General features: G+C 71.3%; 19 protein-coding genes. 3 read left to right on the forward strand and 16 right to left on the reverse strand.

All coding sequences use genetic code 11. The annotated features are described in order from the left end of the window. Positions 1-40: 40 nt before the first annotated feature. Together PSH03_RS21295 and PSH03_RS21300 are read right to left on the reverse strand one after the other, a co-directional pair. Positions 41-1,210, reverse strand: coding sequence for a zinc-dependent alcohol dehydrogenase (locus tag PSH03_RS21295; RefSeq protein WP_238690198.1), 1,170 nt, complete (start codon positions 1,208-1,210; stop codon positions 41-43). Further along, complete coding sequence (locus tag PSH03_RS21300) at positions 1,207-1,845, reverse strand: SRPBCC family protein (RefSeq protein ID WP_238690199.1); 639 nt, start codon at positions 1,843-1,845, stop codon at positions 1,207-1,209. Before PSH03_RS21300 ends, PSH03_RS21295 begins: the two co-directional genes overlap by 4 nt. A 158-nt stretch (positions 1,846-2,003) precedes the next feature. Between PSH03_RS21300 and PSH03_RS21305 the strand changes: the two genes are divergently transcribed. Further along, positions 2,004-3,083, forward strand: a complete 1,080-nt coding sequence (locus PSH03_RS21305; protein ID WP_210785337.1) for a glycosyltransferase family 2 protein — start codon at positions 2,004-2,006, stop codon at positions 3,081-3,083. A gap of 106 nt (positions 3,084-3,189) precedes the next feature. Here PSH03_RS21305 and PSH03_RS21310 read toward each other — a convergent pair whose 3' ends face one another. From PSH03_RS21310 to PSH03_RS21320, 3 genes are read right to left on the reverse strand one after another with little or no spacing between them, the layout of a single operon-like run. After that, positions 3,190-3,807 (reverse strand): DUF3618 domain-containing protein, encoded by a 618-nt coding sequence (locus PSH03_RS21310; RefSeq protein WP_210785336.1) that lies wholly within the window; start codon positions 3,805-3,807, stop codon positions 3,190-3,192. Continuing rightward, on the reverse strand, positions 3,804-4,271 hold the full coding sequence (locus tag PSH03_RS21315) for a phage holin family protein (RefSeq protein WP_210785335.1): 468 nt from the start codon (positions 4,269-4,271) through the stop codon (positions 3,804-3,806). Before PSH03_RS21315 ends, PSH03_RS21310 begins: the two co-directional genes overlap by 4 nt. Before the next feature lie 31 nt (positions 4,272-4,302). Beyond that, positions 4,303-5,148 carry a hypothetical protein gene (locus PSH03_RS21320; RefSeq protein WP_238690200.1) on the reverse strand — a complete coding sequence of 282 codons (846 nt, stop codon included), beginning with the start codon at positions 5,146-5,148 and terminating at the stop codon, positions 4,303-4,305. A 230-nt stretch (positions 5,149-5,378) separates the two neighbouring features. Between PSH03_RS21320 and PSH03_RS21325 the strand changes: the two genes are divergently transcribed. Together PSH03_RS21325 and PSH03_RS21330 are read left to right on the forward strand one after the other, a co-directional pair. After that, positions 5,379-5,870: a DUF4383 domain-containing protein gene (locus PSH03_RS21325; protein ID WP_210785333.1), complete on the forward strand. Its 492-nt coding sequence runs from the start codon at positions 5,379-5,381 to the stop codon at positions 5,868-5,870. Positions 5,871-5,936: 66 nt separating this feature from the next. Next, positions 5,937-6,596 (forward strand): DUF6766 family protein, encoded by a 660-nt coding sequence (locus PSH03_RS21330; RefSeq protein WP_238690201.1) that lies wholly within the window; start codon positions 5,937-5,939, stop codon positions 6,594-6,596. Between the two features lie 30 nt (positions 6,597-6,626). Here PSH03_RS21330 and PSH03_RS21335 read toward each other — a convergent pair whose 3' ends face one another. The 11 genes from PSH03_RS21335 to PSH03_RS21385 all read right to left on the reverse strand — a co-directional run bounded on the left by PSH03_RS21335 (position 6,627) and on the right by PSH03_RS21385 (position 19,877). Next, a complete protein-coding gene (locus PSH03_RS21335; protein WP_210785331.1) occupies positions 6,627-7,076 on the reverse strand; it encodes a GNAT family N-acetyltransferase in 450 nt (149 codons plus the stop codon). A gap of 70 nt (positions 7,077-7,146) precedes the next feature. Then, positions 7,147-8,613 carry a GTPase ObgE gene (gene obgE, locus PSH03_RS21340; RefSeq protein ID WP_210785330.1) on the reverse strand — a complete coding sequence of 489 codons (1,467 nt, stop codon included), beginning with the start codon at positions 8,611-8,613 and terminating at the stop codon, positions 7,147-7,149. 95 nt (positions 8,614-8,708) lie between these two features. Beyond that, complete coding sequence (rpmA, locus tag PSH03_RS21345) at positions 8,709-8,963, reverse strand: 50S ribosomal protein L27 (RefSeq protein WP_007464062.1); 255 nt, start codon at positions 8,961-8,963, stop codon at positions 8,709-8,711. 11 nt (positions 8,964-8,974) lie between these two features. Next, positions 8,975-9,289 (reverse strand): 50S ribosomal protein L21, encoded by a 315-nt coding sequence (gene rplU, locus PSH03_RS21350; RefSeq protein WP_007464063.1) that lies wholly within the window; start codon positions 9,287-9,289, stop codon positions 8,975-8,977. A gap of 166 nt (positions 9,290-9,455) precedes the next feature. After that, on the reverse strand, positions 9,456-9,938 hold the full coding sequence (locus PSH03_RS21355; RefSeq protein WP_210785329.1) for a hypothetical protein: 483 nt from the start codon (positions 9,936-9,938) through the stop codon (positions 9,456-9,458). Positions 9,939-10,054: 116 nt separating this feature from the next. Then, complete coding sequence (locus PSH03_RS21360; RefSeq protein WP_238690202.1) at positions 10,055-13,177, reverse strand: Rne/Rng family ribonuclease; 3,123 nt, start codon at positions 13,175-13,177, stop codon at positions 10,055-10,057. A gap of 131 nt (positions 13,178-13,308) precedes the next feature. After that, the gene (locus tag PSH03_RS21365; protein ID WP_210785327.1) at positions 13,309-14,121 is read right to left on the reverse strand and encodes a TIGR03936 family radical SAM-associated protein; all 813 of its coding nucleotides are present in this window, start codon (positions 14,119-14,121) and stop codon (positions 13,309-13,311) included. Between the two features lie 156 nt (positions 14,122-14,277). Then, complete coding sequence (gene mycP / locus PSH03_RS21370) at positions 14,278-15,666, reverse strand: type VII secretion-associated serine protease mycosin (protein WP_238690203.1); 1,389 nt, start codon at positions 15,664-15,666, stop codon at positions 14,278-14,280. 10 nt (positions 15,667-15,676) lie between these two features. Continuing rightward, complete coding sequence (locus PSH03_RS21375; protein WP_238690204.1) at positions 15,677-17,164, reverse strand: WXG100 family type VII secretion target; 1,488 nt, start codon at positions 17,162-17,164, stop codon at positions 15,677-15,679. A 10-nt stretch (positions 17,165-17,174) separates the two neighbouring features. Further along, a complete protein-coding gene (locus PSH03_RS21380) occupies positions 17,175-17,615 on the reverse strand; it encodes a hypothetical protein (RefSeq protein WP_210785324.1) in 441 nt (146 codons plus the stop codon). Between the two features lie 261 nt (positions 17,616-17,876). Next, positions 17,877-19,877 (reverse strand): TIGR03960 family B12-binding radical SAM protein, encoded by a 2,001-nt coding sequence (locus PSH03_RS21385; RefSeq protein WP_210785323.1) that lies wholly within the window; start codon positions 19,875-19,877, stop codon positions 17,877-17,879. Between the last annotated feature and the right edge of the window lie 61 nt (positions 19,878-19,938).

Here is a 19,938-nt window from a genome sequence, read left to right on the forward strand (position 1 = left end):
CGCCGATCGCAGCGACCGGCGAGGCGGGTACGCCCAGCCGTCAGGGATGCAGGACGCTGCGCAGACAGCCGTCCTCCTTCTTCTCGAACAGCTCGTACCCCTGGGCCCCCTGCTCCAGGGAGAGCGGGTGGGTGGCCAGATATCCGGGGTCGATCTCGCCGGCGGCGAGCCGGTCGAGCAACATCGGGATGTAGCGCTGCGCGTGCATCTGCCCCATCCGCAGCACCAGGGCCTTGTTCATGGCAGCGCCGAGCGGAAACTTGTCGACCAGACCGGCGTACACACCGACGATGCTCACCGTGCCGCCCTTGCGGCACGCCATGATCGCCTGGCGGACCGAGGTCGGGCGGTCGGTCTGCAACCGCGCCGCCTGCTTCACCCGGTCGTACGCGTAGGTCGGTCCGACGTCGTGCGACTCCATCCCGACGGCCTCGATGCAGGCGTCCGGCCCGCGCCCGGCGGTCAGCTCACGCAGCGCCTCCAGCACGTCCGTCTCCGCGTAGTTGATCGTCTCGACCCCGATCCGTTCGGTGGCGGTCTTGAGCCGATCCGGGAATCGGTCGATCATGATGACCCGCTCGGCGCCCAGGAGTTGCGCCGAACGGGCCGCCATCTGACCGACTCCACCGGCACCCCAGACGGCCACCACCTCGCCGCCGGTGAACCCGCAGAAGTCCGCCGCCATCCACCCGGTGGGCATCGCGTCGGAGGCGAACACCACCGAGTCGTCCGGTACCCCGTCGGGTACGGCGAAGGCGCCGATGTCGCCGAACGGCACCCGGATGTACTCGGCGTGTGATCCCGAGTAGCCGCCGGCGGCGTGCGAGTAGCCCAGGATGCCGGCCGGCGAGTGTCCCCACAGCTTCTCGGTGAACACCGGTTGCGGATTGGAGTTGTCGCAGAGCGAGTACTGCTCGGTCCGGCAGTACCAACAGCCACCGCAGGCGACCACCGACCCCACCACCACCCGGTCGCCGACCCGGTGCCGCCGTACGCCGGGCCCGGTCTCCACCACCTCGCCCATGAACTCGTGGCCGAGGATGTCCCCCTCCCGCATCGCCGGCAGGTACCCGTTGATCAGGTGCAGGTCGGAGCCGCAGACGCTGCTGGCCCGGACCCGGACGACGATGTCCCCCTCGGCGCGGATCTGGGGCTCCGGCACGTCCCGGACGGCCAGCTTGCCGACGCCTTCCCAGCAGAGCGCCCTCATGCCCGTCCTCCCGTCATCAACGTCTCCCGCACCTTGTCGGTCGCCTTCTCCTGGGCGGGGCTCCGGCCGGACGGGTCGTCCCGGGTGTCCACCACCTGGCCACACTCGATCAGCGCCTTCACCCGACGCAGCGCGTCCCGCAGCGCCAGGTCCGGCTCGTCGCCGCCGACCAGGCCGGCCAACCGACGCACCGGACCGGAGCGGTAGCGCAGCTCGGCGCGGATCTCGGTGCCCCGGCCCTGAGGTGCTTCGGTCAGCTCGATCCGACCCAGCTGCGGTGTCGGCCCGTCCTCGACCCGCCACCGCAGGGTGCCCGTCCCCTCGACGGTGATCTCGGCCTGCCACTGCGTCTCACCGCCGGCCCGGTCGCGGGCCACGCACCGCCAACGCCGCTCGTCGAGCTGCTGCAACGTGGCCCACCCGGCCAGCGCGCGGTCCAGCCGTTCGCGGTCGGTCCAGAAGCCGATCACCTCGTCCCGGGACCGGTCCACTGTCACCCCACGACGCACCACGTACCAACCGTCCTGCCGCTCCGGCTGATGCCGGTGCCGACGGCGGGCCACCGCACGCCCCACGCCGACGGCCGTCGCCGCGGTGACGCCGAGCAGCGCCCACCTGGTTCCGTTGTTGGTCATCACGTCTCTCTCCTCCACCCGCACAACCGGGCATGGACAGCTCTTGAGCGCAGCGCTACCCGGGCTCCGGCAGTCGAAACGACCCATTGTTTGATCGACGGAAATGCGGGCAGATGCTGCTCAACACCGACCGCGACCCTGGCCGCCACGGAGTTGCCATGTCCTCGTTCAGCCCTACTGGAGACGCCCGGCCCGCCACCCGCCGGTCGGCGGTCGCGCACGAGGGCGCCGGCACGTCGCCGGTCCGCCTACCGATGACGTACGTGCTGCCGCTGCGCTGGGACAGCGACACCGGCCTGGCCGAGCTGACCGACTACCTGCGCTGGCTCGGTGACCGGGTCGAGGTGCTCGTGGTCGACGGCTCACCTCCGCCCCTCTTCGCCCGGCACGCCGAGGCGTGGCGGGGCCTGGCCCGGCACCTTCCACCGGATCCGAGCGAGCGTGGGCTCAACGGCAAGGTGCTGGGCGTACACACCGGCGTCCGCGCGGCCGGCCACGAGCACGTGGTGATCGCCGACGACGACGTCCGGTACGACGAGTCCGCGCTGGCCGCGGTGCATCGGCTGCTGGGCCGGGCGGACCTGGTACGACCGCAGAACTACTTCGACCCGCTGCCCTGGCACGCCTGGTGGGACACCGGCCGCACGCTGCTCAACCGGGCGCTCGGGACGGACTACCCGGGCACCCTTGCCGTGCGGCGCAGCACCTTCCTGGCCATGGGCGGGTACGACCCGGACGTGCTCTTCGAGAACCTGGAGCTGATCCGCACTGTGCGCGGGTACGGCGGCACCGAGGCCGCCCCGGCCTGGCTGTACGTCCGCCGACTGCCTCCGGACGCCGCGCATTTCCGTGGTCAACGGGTCCGTCAGGCGTACGACGATCTGGCGCAGCCGGCTCGCCTGCTGACCGCGCTCGCGGTGCTGCCGGCGCTGGCGGCGGCGGTCGCGTCGCGCCGCCCCAGGCTGCTGCTCGGCGCGGCGGCCGGTGTCGTCGCCCTGGCCGAGACGGGTCGCCGCCGCGCCGGCGGCACCCGGGTGTTCCCGCCGGCCACGGCGCTGGCGGCCCCACTCTGGCTGCTGGAACGCGGTCTGTGCGGCTGGCTGGCGGTCGGCCAACGCCTCCTGCTGGGCGGAGTCCGCTACGGCGACACCCGAATCCGCCGAGCCGCCAACCCCGCCCCGCGCAACCCACGTCTCCCCGCGATCTTGCACTTTCGGTCGGGACAAAACCGCCGTTAGACCCACAGAACACCAGCCGAAACCGCAAGATCGGCGCTGGCTTCGACGCGACAGCTCGCGGGCACCGGAGGGTGACCGCGAGCTGTCGTGCTGGGTTGAGGGTGGGTCAGGGGGTGGCGTGGTCCTTGACCTGGTGGGCGGCGGACTTCGTGTCGTCCCTGACCGCGTGCACGGCGTCCTGAGCGGTGGACTTCACCGACTCGGCGGCCTGCTGGGCCGGCTCGCGCAGCTCGCCGGCCACCTCGCCCAGCTTCTCCTTCACGGCCCCACTGTGCTCGCTGACCTTGGCCTTCACCTGGGTGGCGGCCTGCTGCTCGCGCCGGGAGGCCGGGATCAGCGACGAGGCCAGCCAGCCGACCCCGAACGCGATCAGGCCGGCGGCGAGAGGGTTGCCCTGGGACTTCTGCCGGATCACCCGCGGGGCGCTGTGCGCGGCGTCGCTGACAGTGGTCGCCGCCGACTGCGCGGCGTCGCCGACGCTGGAGGCCGCCGACGAGGCGCGGTCGCCCACCGAGTGGGCGGCCTGGCCGGTGCCGTGGCCGAGGTCAGACGCGGTTCCCATGACCTTGTCCCTCACATTCTGCAGAGCGGAACGGGCCCGCTGCTTGCGGTCGTCGACGATGCGGCTGGGGCTGACCTTGTACGCCAGCGCATCCACATCGGAGCTGAGGCTGTTACGGGTGGCTTCGATCTCCCGGCGGATCTGATCGGGATCGGTGCTCATCGGGTGACTCCCTCCGGGTGCGGCTTGAGCGCGTCGGGGATCCGCTGCACGCTGTCGTTGGTCTGTTTGAGCCCGCGTACGTGCTGGGCGTTCTTCTTGGCCATCGAGTAGAGGACCGCGGCGACCACGGCCCAGATCACGGCCACGATCAGCGCGGCCAGGCCGGAGTCCATGACGTTGTCCAGGAACTGCCAGATGGCGATGGACACGAAGAGGGCCACCATGTAGCCGCCGAAGCCGGCACCACCGAAGAGGCCCGCGGCCTTGCCGGCCTTCTTGCCCTCCTGCCGGATCTCGGCCTTGGCCAGCTCGACCTCCTGGCGCATCAGCGTCGACAGGTCGGCGGTGACCTGACGCATCAGGTCACCCAGCGAGCTGCCCTTCACCTCCGACGCGGTGTGCGGGGCACCCGCGTCAGGGTGGTAACCGGAGTCCAGCCCGGACCCCTGCGTCGGCATGCTCATGCCGTCGCCTCCCTTCGGATGACTCGGCGGCTCACGGGCGAGGGCTGCCGCTGGACGGCACGCCCGGCAGCGGATCGGTCTGGGTCACCGGCGGCAGCGGCTGGCCGGTGCCGGAGTGCTCCGGGTAGTCGCCTCGACCCGGCTCGGCGGAGCCGCCGGGCGCCGGGTCGGCGTAGGTACCGGGCGTCTGGTCGGTGTAGCCACCGGACGTCGGCGGGGTGTGCGTACCGGGGGTCGGGTCGAGGTAACCGCCCGGCGGAACGGCGTCCGGCACCGCGCGGGGCGCCGGCGGCTGCGTCGGGATCACTGCGGTCTGCTCCGGGTCGTACGCCCCGGCGCCCCGGAAGGTCGAGGAGCCGTTGCCGGAGTCGTCGCCGGCGGCCGAGATGCCACGGGTCAGCCGACCGGCCAGCACACCGAGCACCGCTGCGCCGACCAGGAAGGTGCCCGGGTTACGCCGCGCGTAGTCACGTACCTCGGTGATCAGGTCGCCGGGCTCGCGCTGCTCAAGCCAACCGGCGGCGCCCTGCACCCGGTCGGCGGCCTGGCGGGCCAGCTCGGTCACCGGGCCGGCCTGGCCACCCTGCTCGGCCATCGAGCGCATCTCGTCGGCCAGCGAACGCAGCCCACCGGCGGCTCGGCGCTGCTGCTCACCGGTCTGGCTGGCGAGTTGGCTGCGGGCCTCGCCGTACAGGTTGCGGGCCTGCCGGGCCGCCTCACGGCCGACCTCGGTGCCCTGCTCCTTGGCGGTCTGGGCGACCGCGCCACCAGCCTGCGCGGCCTCCGACCCGACCTGGCGCGCCTGGTCGCGGACGCCACCGCCGTTGGTCGACTGCTGCCCGTACGTGGAAGACGTAGGTGAAAGATCGTAAGTCATGATTTCCCTTCCGCTCAGAAAGTCGTAGCGGTTGTGCTGGGGGGATGCGGCGCGTTGCCGCCGCCGCTGACCATTCACCTACCCTGCGTTTCGGCTTCCATACCTCTTCGTGCATTTATCTGCGCGGCCCACCGGTTGGTCTTCAAAATGGAGGATCGTCGGGCTGCGTCACGTCGCCGCTGCGGACAGTGAGGTTCGCGAAGGTTGGCAGATCCACGGAGGGGGCAGCGATGGCACGAGACGCACGAGGCGGCCGAGCGGCCGGCCCTCGACCCCGGGTCCAGCTGGCCGCGCTGGTCGTGGCCGGGGTCTTCCTGCTGATCGGCGTCCTCGGCTTCATCCCCGGCATCACCACCGACTACGGCGAGCTGCGGTTCGCCGGGCACCACTCGGACGCCCACCTGCTCGGGCTGTTCCAGGTGTCGATCCTGCACAACGTGGTGCACCTGCTCTTCGGGCTGGCCGGCCTGGTCTTGGCCCGCAGCGTCGCAGGTGCCCGCGTCTTCCTGGCCGCCGGTGGCGCGATCTACCTCGCTCTCTGGCTGTACGGCCTGGCGATCGAGGCGGTCAACCCGGAGGGCGGGGCGAACATCCTGCCGGTCAACGACGCCGACAACTGGCTGCACCTCGCTCTCGGCTTCGGGATGCTCGCGCTCGGGCTGCTCCTGTCGAACCAGGCCGGCACCGGCGGACGCCTGGACAGCCCCGCCGAACGGCACTGAACTGGACCTTTGTGGTTTCGAGGTCACGCCCGCAGGGGTAAGTCGACCGGCGAAGGAGGTGCGATCATGCCTCGTTGGCTGCGTGACAACGCCCTGGCCGTCGCCATGCTGGGGGCGTTCCTGGTCTTCCTGGTGTTGCAGAGCGTCTTCGGCTGGCAGACCCACAACGAGGAGCTGACCGAGTTCGGGGCCGCGCCGTTGAGCTGGCCGTCGTACCTGACCACTGGGCACTTCGCCGAGGCGGTCTTTGAGAACTGGGAGTCCGAGTTCCTCCAGATGGGCGGTTACGTGCTGCTCACCGCGTACCTGGTGCAGCGGGGCTCGGCCGAGTCGAAGCCGATGGACCAGACCGACCGACCGGAGGACGACGAGCGCCGGGCGACCCCGCAGTCACCCTGGCCGGTACGTGTCGGGGGCCTGCCGCTGGTGATCTACCGGAACAGCCTCTCCCTCGCGCTGCTGCTGATCTTCGCCGGTTCGTTCGTCGGTCACCTGTTCGGTGGCACCGCGGCGTACAACCAGGAGCAGGCGCTCCAGAGCGGGGCACCACCGATCGGGGTGTGGGACTTCCTCGGCACCAGCGACTTCTGGTTCCAGTCCATGCAGAACTGGCAGAGCGAGTTTCTGGCGGTCGGCGCGCTGATCCTGCTGAGCATCGTGCTGCGCCAGCACGCCTCGCCGGAATCGAAGCCGGTGACCGTCGAACACGCCAGCACCGGCGCCTGAACCGGCGACGCGGCGGCGGCTACGCGGCCGTCAGGCCGCGACCGGCAACCGCTTGGCGAAACAGACGCTGTACGAGTTGCCCACGTACTCGCCGTAGACCGGGATCTGCTGGTAGCCACACGCGGTGTACAAGGCGATGGCAGCCGGCAGGTAGCTGCCCGTCTCCAGGCAGACCACCGAGTGCCCCTGCCGGAACGCGCACTCCTCCAGCGCGGCGAGCAACTGACGACCGATCCCCCGCCCCCGGTACGCGGGCCGCACGTACATCCGCTTGACCTCGCCGGTCTCGGCATCGAGCGCCTGGAGCCCGCCGCAGGCGACCGCCCGACCGTTCACCACCACCGCCAGGTAGCGGACGTCGTCATGGGGGACGAAGACCTGCCCGTCCAACCCGCCGTCGGCCTCGCGCAGCTCACGCTGCTGCGCGATGACCATGGCGGCGATCTCCGGATCGGTGGCAGGCCGGGACTCGATCAGCATCACCCCACGCTAGGAGGCGTGGATTTCGGGGAGGTTTCCGGAAATCAACCCCACCACGGAGCGCAACGAACTACTCGGCGTCGTCCTCGTCGTCGATGTCGTCGTCGGACGCGTCCGCGCCCAAATCGTCGGCCGAGCGGACCCGGCGAGCCTTCCGGGCGGCGAGCCGGTCCGCGGCGGAGGCCCGGTTCGACTTCTCCTCCAGGCGGACGTCGGTGCCCCGGTTGCCGGGTACGAAGTCCACACCGGCGAAGAGGGTCGGCTGCCAGTCGAACTCGCGCACGCCGATCCGGACCAGATCGCCGGGCTGCGCGCCGGCCTTGGCCAGCTTGTCCTCCACCCCGAGCCGGGCCAGTCGGTCAGCCAGGTAGCCGACCGCCTCGTCGTTGTCGAAGTTGGTCTGCTTGACCCAGCGCTCCGGCCGGACACCACGCACTGTGAATGAGCCGTCCGCCTCGGCCGTGATGGTGAAACCGTCGTCGTCCACAGCGATCGGGCGGATGACGATACGGGTCGGCTCGGCGGGCGGAGCGGCCTTACGCTCTGCGTCGACCAGATCGGCCATCGCGTAGGTCAGCTCCTTGAGCCCCTCCCGGGTGGCCGCAGAGACCTCGAACACCTGGTAACCGCGTTCCTCCAGGTCGGGGCGCACGATCTCGGCGAGGTCGCGGCCGTCCGGCACGTCGATCTTGTTGATGGCGACCAGCCGTGGCCGGTCGGTGAGGCCGCCGTACTGGCTCAGCTCGGCCTCGATGGCGTCGATGTCGGCCACCGGGTCACGGCCGGGCTCCAGGGTCGCCGAGTCGATGACGTGCACCAGCACGGCGCAGCGCTCGATGTGCCGCAGAAACTCCAGGCCCAGACCCTTGCCGGTGGCCGCGCCGGGGATCAGGCCCGGCACGTCCGCGACGGTGAAGGTGTGGTTGTCCATCCGGACCACGCCGAGGTTGGGCACCAGGGTCGTGAACGGGTAGTCGGCGATCTTCGGCTTCGCGGCGGAGATCACCGAGATCAGCGACGACTTGCCGGCGGACGGGAAGCCCACCAGGCCCACATCGGCGACGCTCTTCAGCTCCAGCACGATGTCCAGTTGGTCGCCGGGCTCCCCCAGCTCGGCGAAGCCGGGCGCCTTGCGCTTGGCGTTGGCCAGCGAGGCGTTGCCCCGCCCGCCGCGCCCGCCGCGGGCGACCTCGAACGTGGTGCCGGCACCGACCATGTCGGCCAGCACGGTGCCGTCGGAGGTCTGCACCACGGTGCCGTTGGGCACCTTCAGCACCAGGTTGTGGCCGTTGGCCCCGTCCCGGTTCGAGCCGGCGCCGCCCTTGCCGTTGTCGGCCTTGACGTGCGGGTGGAAGTGGAAGTCGAGCAGCGTGGTCACCTGCGGGTCGACCACCAGGGACACGCTGCCCCCGTGCCCACCGTTACCGCCGTCCGGCCCACCGAAGGGCTTGAACTTCTCGCGGTGGATCGAGGCACAACCGTGCCCGCCATCGCCGGCCTGCAGATGCAGAACGACCCGGTCAACGAACGTTGCCACGGCGTCAATCCTTCCAGCGAGGCTCGACCTCGCACTTCGCTAAAAAGGCTAAGCGGGCCGGGACCCGGAGGTCCGCGGCCCGCTTAGCCCGAGAACTACTGCTGCGGAACGATGCTGACGGTCTTGCGACCGCGCTTGGTGCCGAACAGGACCGCACCGGCGGACAGCGCGAACAGCGTGTCGTCGCCGCCACGGCCGACCAGGTCACCGGGGTGGAACTTGGTGCCACGCTGCCGGATGATGATCTCACCGGCGCTGACGACCTGACCACCGAAGCGCTTCACGCCGAGTCGCTGGGCCGCGGAGTCACGACCGTTACGCGAGCTGGACGCACCCTTTTTGTGAGCCATTGGAGGACGACCTACTTCCCGCTGGAGATGCCGGTCACCTTGACCTGGGTCAACGGCTGACGGTGACCCTGGCGCTTGTGGTAGCCAGTCTTGTTCTTGAACTTGTGGATCCGGATCTTCGGGCCCTTGGTGTGCGCGGCGATTTCGCCGGACACCGCGACCTCGGCAAGCTTCGCCGCGTCGGTCACCAGGTCGTCACCGTCGACGAGGAGCACCGCGGTGAGCTTCACCGCGTCACCGGGGGCACCGGTGAGCTTCTCGACCTCGATCACGTCGCCCTCGGCGACCTTGTACTGCTTGCCGCCGGTCTTGACGATCGCGTACATCGGAGGCGGACTCCCTGTCGTTGAGGCTGCTGGCGGTCGTTCCCGCAGCGGCTCGCCGGGTAGCAGTGCACGGCGGCGCGGGCACACGGGAACTCGGCACACCAAAGGTGGGCCGCAGGCAAGAGTACGCCATCGCTGGCCCGTACCCCAAACCGGCCCGCCCTGGTCAGCGCGCGCAGAGCTGGTCGAGGCGCTGCTGGAGCCGGTCGAGTTCGGTCTCGTCGATCGCCTCGACGTCGGCACCGAGCGCGGAAACCTCGGTGCCGAGGTCGGTGAGCAACGTCTTGAGCTGCGGATCGTCGGTCCGCTCCGACTGCTCCCGCAGTACGGTCCGCCAGCCCGCCAGCGCCGCCTCGGCCCGTCCCCGGGCAGCCTCGGCCGTACGGCTGTCCCCGGCGCCCACCGCGGCGAGCATCCGACCCAGCTCCGCCACGTACGTCCGGACGGCAGTGGTGCTGGCCTCCTGCGCGGCGGCGCAGACCTGGGTGGCGTTGCCGCCCGCCACACCACCGCTGGCCGGCATGCCGGTCGGGCCGGGAGGGGTGCCAGCGGCCGCCGGGCCAGCGCCGTCGGCGGTCCCACCGGTGGAGCAGCCGGCCGCGCCGGAGAGCATGGTGAGCAGCGCGGTGACCGCGAGCAGACGGCGCATCTTCTTCTCCTGACCTGGGACGGCCGATCGAGGACCGGGTGGCCACAACGACGAGGTCCCTCCCCCGTCACTTTGCCGGGAGAGGGACCTCGTCAAACACGTGGCCGGTCAGGCGCTCAGGGGCGGGTCCGCCGACGGGCTCCACCGCGGCGCGACCGGCGACGGCCGCCACCGCCCTCGGTGGTCTCCTCGTCGCCCTCACCGTCAGCGAGCGCGTCCGGGTCGTCAGCCGCGGCCAGCCGAGCCGACTCACCCTGCTGAGCGTCGGAGATCGCCGGTGCGGCGGCGGTGTCCGACTCGTAGCGGGACAGGTCGTAGCCCATGGTGTCCTGGTAGTCGGTGCCCGGCTCGGCCGTGGTGTCGGTGTCGACGACCTCGACCGCGGTCCGCTCGGCCGCGGCCGGGGCGTTCTTGCGCGCCCGGCGGCGGGACGAGGTGGCACCCTGCTCCGCAGCCGGAGCGGGAGCCACCGCCGAGGCGACCGCCTTGACCTTCTCCCCCGCACCGGCGGGACGCGGCTTCTCCGGCACCGGCTCGGTGTGGATGATGACGCCCCGGCCCTTGCAGCACTCGCAGGTCTCGCTGAACGCCTCCAGCAGGCCCGCGCCGATCCGCTTACGGGTCATCTGCACCAGGCCGAGCGACGTGATCTCGGTGACCTGGTGCTTGGTGCGGTCCCGGCCCAGGCACTCAGTGAGCCGGCGCAGCACCAACTCACGGTTCGACTCCAGCACCATGTCGATGAAGTCGATCACCACGATGCCGCCGATGTCCCGCAACCGGAGCTGACGGACGATCTCCTCCGCCGCCTCCAGGTTGTTGCGGGTGACCGTCTCCTCCAGGTTGCCCCCGGAGCCGGTGTACTTGCCGGTGTTGACGTCGACGACAGTCATCGCCTCGGTGCGGTCGATCACCAGGGAGCCGCCGGAGGGCAGGAAGACCTTGCGGTCCAGACCCTTGATGATCTGCTCGTCGATCCGGTACTCGGCGAACACGTCGCTCGTGCCGACGTGCCGGCGCACCCGGTCGACCAGGTCCGGAGAGACGTGCGACAGGTACGACTCGACGATGTCGTACGACTGCTCGCCCTCGATCACCAGCTCGCGGAAGTCCTCGTTGAACAGGTCCCGGACCACCCGGATGACCAGGTCGGGCTCCCCGTAGAGCAGTGCCGGGGCGCCACCCTCGGCGGCCTTGGCCTGGATGTCCTCCCACTGCGCCTGGAGCCGCTTGACGTCACGGGCCAACTCGTCCTCGGTGGCGCCCTCGGCGGCCGTCCGGACAATCACGCCCGCGCCGTCCGGGACCAGCTTCTTGAGCACGTCCCGCAGCCGCTTGCGCTCGTTGTCCGGCAGCTTGCGGCTGATCCCGGAGGCGTTGCCGTTGGGGACGTAGACCAGGTGCCGGCCCGAGAGCGCGATGTGGCTGGTCAGCCGTGCGCCCTTGTGCCCGATCGGGTCCTTGGTGACCTGGACCAGCACCGAGTCCCCGGAGCGCAGCGCCTGCTCGATCGAGCGGGCCCGCCCCTCCAGCCCGGAGGTGTCCCAGTTGACCTCACCGGCGTACAGCACGGCGTTGCGGCCCCGACCGACGTCGACGAACGCGGCCTCCATGCTCGGCAGCACGTTCTGCACCTTGCCGAGGTACACGTTGCCGGCCATCGTCCCGGAGGAGTTGCGGGTGACGTAGTGCTCGACCAGCACGCCGTCCTCCAGGACGGCGATCTGGGTGCGGTCACCGCGCTGGCGGACCGCCATCACCCGGTCGACGGCCTCCCGGCGCGCCAGGAACTCCGACTCGCTGAGGATCGGCGGGCGGGTACGGCGCTGCTCCCGACCGTCCCGGCGGCGCTGGCGCTTGGCCTCCAGCCGGGTCGAGCCGGACACACCCTGCACCTCGTCGACGGTCCGGCGCGGCTCGCGGATCTTCACCACGGTCGGCACGCCGTCGTCCGCCGCGCCCTCGGTGTCGCCGGCGCCACGACGGCGGCGACGACGACGACGACGGGTCAGACCGTCCCCGCCCTCGGACTCCTCGTCCTCGTCGGCCTCGGCCTCTGCCTCGGCGGTCTCTTCCTCGTCGGCCTGCGCCGCCTCGTCGGACTCCTCGTCCTCGGCGTCGTCGGCCCCGCCCTTGCCCCGGCCCCGGCCCCGGCGACCACGCCGGCGGCGGCGGCGCGCGGCGGCGCTGTCCTCGTCGTCCTCATCCGCCTCGGCGGCCTCGTCGGCCTCCTCGGTCGGCTCCTCTTCGGCCTCGATGGCCTCGATCGGCTCCACCGGCTCGACCTCGCGGCGACCGCGCCGACGGCGGCGGGACGGCTCGGCGGCCTCCTCGACGGCCGGCTCCTCGGTCGTCGCGGCGGGCTCCACCGGTCGGGTCACCGGCACGGCGTCCGGCTGGGGTGCCATGAACAGCACTGTGGGCGCGGAGAGGGCGGCGCGCCGGCGACGGGTACGCGGCTGCTCCGGCTCGATCTCGGCCGGCTCGTTCGGCTCATCCGTCACACCGGAGACGGCCACACCCGGTGGCACCTCGCCGGAGCGGTTCTGCGCACCACTGCTCCAGGCCAGCTCGGCGGCGGACGTGCTCGGGAGGGCCGGGGAGTCGTTCAACTCGGCCTCGGCCTCGCGCAGGTCGGACTCCGCCGGCTCCTCGGCGACGTCCGGCTCCTCGACGAGCGGCTCCTCGACCGCGACCGGCTCCTCGACCGCGAGCGGCTGCTCGGTGGCGGGCGGCTCCTCGACGGCCGCCGGCGTGGCCTTCTTCCGCCGGGTACGGGTCACCTTGACCGGCGGCACCACCTCGGCCGAGGCCGCCTCCGCAGAGGCGGCGACCAGCGGCTCCTCGGCGGTCGTCTCGACGGGGGTGGCCTTGCGGCGGCGCCGGGGGGTCTTCGGTGCGACGTCCAGGTCGCCGGAGACCGGGGCGAAGACCTCCGCCTGCGGCGACTCGACGTTGCCGGCGCCACCGCTGGGCGCCTCGATCGGGGCGTCGGTCTGCTCCGGCTGGTTGAGCGGGGCGGCCCGACGACGGGTCGCCCGGGTGCGCCGCACCGGCGCGGCCGGTTCGTCGGCCTCAGCGGGAGCGCTCTCCGCGCCGGCCGGTTCCATCGAGGCCGACCCGACAGCGGTGGTGGAGGTCTCGACGGCGGCGCCGTCGGCCGTGGTGCTCTGGTCGGCGGTGTCACCGGCCGGCTGTGAACCGGTCCGTTCGCCGCCCTCGGGCTCGTTCTCGAGCATGGACGTTCTCCAGTTCTGGCTAGCCCGGGCGCGGGTGAGCGCTGCCACGCAGGGTCGCCGCAAAAGTGTTTCCGCCGGGCGCGCGTGGTGCGCGACCGCCGAAGTCTGCCTGCCAGAACACCGACCGTCGGTCAGTGCCCAACGATGGCTGCCCCGTCGCGGTCCGCATCCAACGGATCCACGATCGCACCCTGCGCGGTCAACGTGCCCTGAGCCAGCCGTGTCACCCTCGGCGAAACCGGCGGCTCCAGGTCGGCCACCACGCGGAGGCCGGAAAGGACGTCATCGGGCCGTACGGACGGGGTGACCTGCCGCACGACCAGTTCGAGTATCGCACACGGTACGGCCGGCGCCCCGGAAGGCGTCGGCGTAGGCAGCTGGACATCGATCGATATCACCGCAGCTCGGGCGTCGAAAGTGCGTCGACCCTGCTTCGTCATCCGCTCGACCAGCACTTCCTCGGCCGCGACGAAGGCGTCCACCGCGGCGCGCAGCACCGCCGTGTCGACCTCAGGCAACTCGATGTGCCAGTGCGACGCCTCGATCCGGTCCGGCAGGTTGCCCCCTTCGGCGATCACGGCGTCCAGAACATCCAGCCCCGGCGAGAGCGCGGCGTCCAACGCGGCGCGCAACGCCTCCGGGTCGACGGCCGCCTGAAGGGCGATTTCCAGGTATTCCGCCTCGCTCGCCACCCCGGTCGGCGCGGCGCTGGCGTAGGAGATCTTCGGGTGCGGGTGAAACCCCTGGGAGAAGGCGACCGGCACGGCGGCCCGGCGTAGCGCGCGCTCGAACGCCCGGGCGAAGTCCCGGTGCGAGGTGAATCGCAGCGGTCCGCGCTTGGCGTACCGGATGCGGACGCGCTGGACGACCGGTGCCTGGCCGCCCTCGGGTTGAGGCTTCTTGGCGATCGTGGGCTCCTCGGGTGTACCTGCGTGTCCGCCCATCCTGGCGCAGGGCTCGTGGCGGTACGCAGCCGGGGCGGCCGAATCACCAGACAGACGGTCACAAACCGGTCGTCAGGGTCGCGACCACCCGGCACGAAAGCCGATGGCCGGCCGGTGACGCGGAGGTCACCGGCCGGCCACCGTGAGGCGGACCGGCTACCGCTCCCTCGGCGGCGCGGGCGGTGACCCGCCCGGCGGCGGGCCGTAACCGGAGGGAGGGGTGTAGCCCGAGGGCGGGGCGTAGCCGGAAGGCGGGGCATACCCGGGTGGAGGCGGGTAGCCCGGCGGTGGCGCGTAACCCGCGTCAGGCGGCGGGTACGCGCCCTGGGCCGCCCGGTCGAGCAGCTCGTCCGGGATGTCGGCGGCCCGGGCCGCCTCCCGCCGATACCGGCGGCGGTTCCAGATGAGGAAGACCACGAGACCCAGCAGCAACACCAGCACCACGGCGATGCCGATGCCGACCACCATGACCTGCTGGTCGGTGGGGCCACCGCGATCGCCGTGCTGGGTGACGTCGAACTCCTCGTCCGGGCCCCCGGCACGGGCCGGGCCCGGGTCGGTCGCCGCCGCGGCCGGGTCGAGCAGCGGGTTGACGGTGACCGGTGGCACGTTCGCGGTCAGCGCCTTCATCGGGTCGATCACCCCGAAGCCGTACTGCGGATCTCGCCCGGACGGGCCCGCGTCCCGCGCGGTCCGGATGATCCGGTTGATCACGCTCGGAGCACTGAGGTCCGGGTACTTGGCTCGGATCAACGCGGCCAGAGCGGAGACGATCGCACTGGAGTCGGAGGTGCCGTCACCCCAGCCGTAGCCCCCCTCGTTGGTGACGTTGTACACGCTGTCGCCGGGAGCGGCGACCACCGCCTCCGGCCCCTGGACGGAGCCGGACCAGAACGCGCCGCCCTTGGTCGTCCCGGTCACCGCGATCACACCGGGGGTGTTGGCGGGCTTGCCCACTGTGGTGCGGCCCTGGGCGGTGTTACCCGCGGAGGCGACCAGGACGACGTCACGGTCCAACGCGTACTGGATTGCGCTCTTCTGCACGGGATTGGCAAAGCCGGGGCCACCAATGGATATGTTGATCACTTTGGCCCCGCCGTCGACGGCCATCCGGATGCCCCGGGCAATCCCGGCGTCGGTGTAGACGCCGTCCTCCTTGCGCATCTTGATGGGCAGGATCTTCGCGCCGGGGGCGATGCCGTCCACCCCGTCGCGGCTGGGTTTCGCCGCGATGATGCCGGCCATGTGCGTGCCGTGCCCGACCTCGTCGGCCCGGCCGTCTCCGGAGGCGCCGTAGCTGCGTCCACCGGGAAGCACCTGACCTCGCAGGTCCGGGTGGCTGGCCTCGACGCCAGTGTCGACCACGGCCACGACCACGCCCCGCCCGGTCGAGATCTTGTGCACCTGGTCGATCCGGAGCTCGTCCAGATACCACTGCTCGGCCCGACGGGGCGCGGCGGCCGCCGGTTGAGCGACCCCCACCACCAGGAACCCCGCCAGGAGACAGGCGACTACCGGCCGGAGGCCTCCGAGGTTCACCCTCATCCGTCCATCCTCATCGAAGGACACCCGGGGACGCCCCGTCACCAGGGCCCCACGGATCGTCATCCTCAGTCAACCACGACGAGTGCTCGGAGCCGGTGCCGCCACCCTGCCCGGCACCACCCGCGCCGCCCATCATGCCGCCGCCCATCATTCCGGCACCGCCGACGCCGGCACCACGCGCGCCGCCCGCCATCCCGGCGCCACCGGCGGCCTGGGCGGTGCGCAACGCGTTCGCCGCGCTCGTCATCGGCGGCAGCTTTCCGTTGCCGCCACCCACCATGCCGGGGATGCCACCCACGCCGATCCCGGCACCGCCGCCGAGGCCACCGCCGGCACCGCCGCCGATCCCGCCGGCCGAGCCGACGCCGGCACCGCCGCCGAAACCACCGCCGGCGCCACCGAGACCGGCGCTGCCGACCCCGCCGCCGCCGATGCCGCCGCCCAGGCCGCCGACCCCGCCCGGGGTGGCGCCCGCCAGACCGCTGCTGTAGCCGGCGTCGCCGTCCGCGTAGCCCGGCAAGCTGGAGCCCGTCGACGGGGGTGTGAGCTGACCCGTGCCGCCGGTGGGCGAGCCATCGCCGAGGCCACCGGGCCTGGTCGGGGAGAACGGGTCGACGGCGGACGTCGGACCGCCCGTGTCACCGATGCCCGGCGGCCTGCTGCCGATCGTGGGGCCGCCACCGCCGATGTCGGGCTTCCCGCCGAATTCGCCACCACTGATGTCGGGCCGCCCCGAGGGCGGGACCCGGGGGTCCCGACGGATATCGTCCTCTACGCCCGATCTATCCGGGCTGTTGATGGTGAGCTTGGGGCGCTCCGTATAGACCGCCTGGGGCAGCGGCGCCATCGCGGTGTTCGCCGCGTTCTGATTGTCGCGGTACCAGTTGTCGAGGTGGGCTCCGGTGTCCCACCAGCCGCCCCGCTTCTGGTCACCGGCCTGGCCGTCGACCTTCATCGTCGCTTCCAGGTCGTCGGCCTTGTCACGGAACGCGCCGTCGGCGTACGAGCCGGGGTTGTTCTGGTAGTCCTTGCGCAGCGCGGCGAGGAACCCCGACGAGCTCTCGCCGTCGCGGGCATCGTCGAGCTCGGTGCCGTTGGGCAGGCTCCACTCGTTGAAGCCGAAGTCGTCCATCAGCGGGATCGGGATCGTGGAGACCGACTTGCGGATGTCGCCCTCGATCCGCGTCAACGCGCCACTGACGTTCGTCGCGTCGGTGATCAGATCCTCGATCTGCTTACCGATCTTGCCCAGGTGCTCGCGGTACGCGTCACCACCGCTGCCCTTCCAACCGGCGAGCATCCCGGGCAGCCCGCCGACGTGCGGGCGCTCCTGGCCCGTCGCGATCGGACCGACGAACGATCGACCGACGAGCGCGTCCCGCAGTTGTTGCAGGCCGCTGGAGAGGTTGCTCCAGCCCGCTCCGACCGATCCGACCGTTTCCGGGTCCGCGGAGAGCGTCACCTCGCGAACGCACCGCTCCCAGGTTCCTCCAGCCATGACGTCCCCCTCAGGCCGTGTACGGGTAGGTGGGTGCGCCGCTGGCAGTGGGCGGCGGCGCCGCCGACTCCAGCAGCCGCTCGATCTCCTTGCCGTTGGCGCCGTTGCGCGCCTCGGTGTCGCGGAACGCCTTGGCGATCTCCTCGGTGCCCTCCTTGAGCGCGGCGAGCTTCTGGGAGAGCGTCGTGAGGTGCGCTTCCATGTTCGCCGTGGACACCTCCAGGGCCCGCCACTGCATGCGGGCGTCCTCGTACGCGCCGAAGGGAGTGCCGTTCGGGACGGTCTGGGCGTTGTTGCTGTCGCCCTTCATCCGCTCCTTGATGCGTTCCATCTCGTACTTGATGGTGTCGTCGATGTACTGCCTGAGCCGCTCGACGTACGTGGCGGCGGCGTCCAGGTCCTCGACGCTGACTTGCAGATCGCCGATGCTCGGCGGCGGGATGCTGCCCATGCGATTCCTCCCCCGTCCCCGACCCGCCGGGTCGGTCCATGTCAGACGCAGCGTATCGAGTCGGACCTAGTCGAGGCAGCCCCAGCCACCAGCACGTGGTAAAGATGGCGACCGATCTCGCGGAAGATCCGGTGCGGGCCGCCGTGCGGGCCGAGCCCGAACAACGCCAACGGGCCTGCGAGACGCGGACCCGTTGGGCGACATGTCGGATGTGGAGGGTGGTGGGTCACCGCCAGCCGGCGCTGCCCGAAGGCAGCACGGTCAGGGGTGCGAGTGCGAGTGGCCCGACGGGACCTTCATGCCGTTGCCGCCCAGCGGGGTGAGCGGCAGCAGTTTCTTGCCGGTGGGGCCGATCTGGATCTCGGTGTCCATCGATGGGCAGACGCCGCAGTCGAAGCAGGGCGTCCACCGGCAGTCGTCCTGTTCGAACTCGCTGAACGAGTCCTGCCAGTCCTGCCAGAGCCAGTCCTTGTCCAGGCCCGAGTCGAGGTGGTCCCAGGGCAGGACCTCCAGCTCGTCGCGCTGACGGGTGGTGTACCAGTCGAGGTCCACCCCGTACGCGGGCAGCGTCTCGGCCGCCGCGTCCACCCAGCGCTGGTACGAGAAGTGCTCGCTCCACCCGTCGAACCGGCCGCCGTTCTCCCAGACCTTGCGGATGACCGAGCCGACCCGGCGGTCACCCCTGGAGAGCAGCCCTTCGATGAGCGACGGCTCGCCGTCATGGTAGCGGTAGCCGATGGCCCGGCCCAGCGAGCGGTCCGCGTTGATGGCCTGCTTGAGGATCTTGAGCCGGTGGTCGATGACCTCCGGACGGTCCATAGCGGCCCACTGGAACGGGGTGTGCGGCTTCGGCACGAACCCGCCGATGGAGACCGTGCAGCGGATGTCCTTGGAGCCGGTCGCGGCCCGGCCGGCCCTGATCACCTCGTGGGCCATCTCGGCGATCTCGAGGACGTCCTCGTCGGTCTCGGTGGGCAGGCCGCACATGAAGTAGAGCTTCACCTGCCGCCACCCGTTGGTGTACGCGGTGACGACCGTACGGATCAGGTCTTCCTTCGACACCATCTTGTTGATGACCTTGCGGATCCGCTCCGACCCGCCCTCCGGGGCGAAGGTCAGGCCGGTGCGCCGCCCGTTGCGGGACAGCTCCTGCGCGAGGTCGATGTTGAAGGCGTCCACCCGGGTCGAGGGCAGCGACAGCGAGACGTTGGTGCCCGCGTACTGCTCGGCGAGGCCCGAGCACATGTCGCCGATCTCGGAGTGGTCCGCCGAGGAGAGCGACAGCAGGCCGACCTCGTTGAAGCCGGAGAACTCAAGGCCCTCGCGGACCATCTGCGCGACGGTGGTGATCGACCGCTCCCGCACCGGCCGGGTGATCATGCCGGCCTGGCAGAACCGGCACCCCCGGGTGCACCCCCGGAAGATCTCCACCGCGTACCGCTCGTGCACAGTCTCGGCCAGCGGAACGAGGGGCTTCTTCGGGTACGGCCAGGCGTCCAGGTCCATCGTCGTGCGCTTGTGCACCCGGAACGGCACGTCCGCGCGGTTCGGCACGACCCGCTGGATCCGACCGTCCGGCAGGTAGTCGACGTCGTAGAAGCGCGGCACGTAGACGCTCTCGGTGCGGGCCAGCCGCAGCAGCAGCTCGTCGCGGCCGCCCGGGGAGCCCTCGGCCTTCCACTCCCGGACGATCGCGGTGATCTCCAGGACCGCCTCCTCGCCGTCGCCGAGCACCGCGGCGTCGATGAAGTCGGCGATCGGCTCCGGGTTGAACGCGGCGTGCCCGCCGGCCACGATCACCGGGTCGGCGTCGGTGCGGTCGGCGGCCAGCATCGGGATGCCGGCCAGGTCGATCGCGGTGAGCATGTTGGTGTAACCCAGCTCGGTGGAGAAGGAGATGCCGAACACGTCGAACCCGCGCACCGCCCGGTGCGCGTCGACGGTGAACTGCGGCACGCCGTGCGTGCGCATCAGCGTCTCCAGGTCCGGCCAGACCGCGTACGTCCGCTCGGCGAGGGTGTCGGGCAGCTCGTTGAGCACCTCGTAGAGGATCTGCACGCCCTGGTTGGGCAGGCCCACCTCGTAGGCGTCGGGATACATCAGCGCCCAACGCACGGTCGCCGCGTCCCAGTCCTTCGTCACCGCACCCAACTCGCCCCCGACGTACTGGATGGGCTTGGAGATCTGGGGCAGCAGCGGCTCGAGCTGGGACCATATGGAGTTGGTCGCGGCCGCGCGCGGCGTCGTGGACGGGGCACTCATGATGCCCAAGGGTACGCGTTCCTCCGGCGGCGGTCGCGCGCACGCCCGATCGCCGGTGGTG

The organism is Micromonospora salmantinae (genome assembly GCF_022230905.1).
Lineage (GTDB): Bacteria > Actinomycetota > Actinomycetes > Mycobacteriales > Micromonosporaceae > Micromonospora > Micromonospora salmantinae.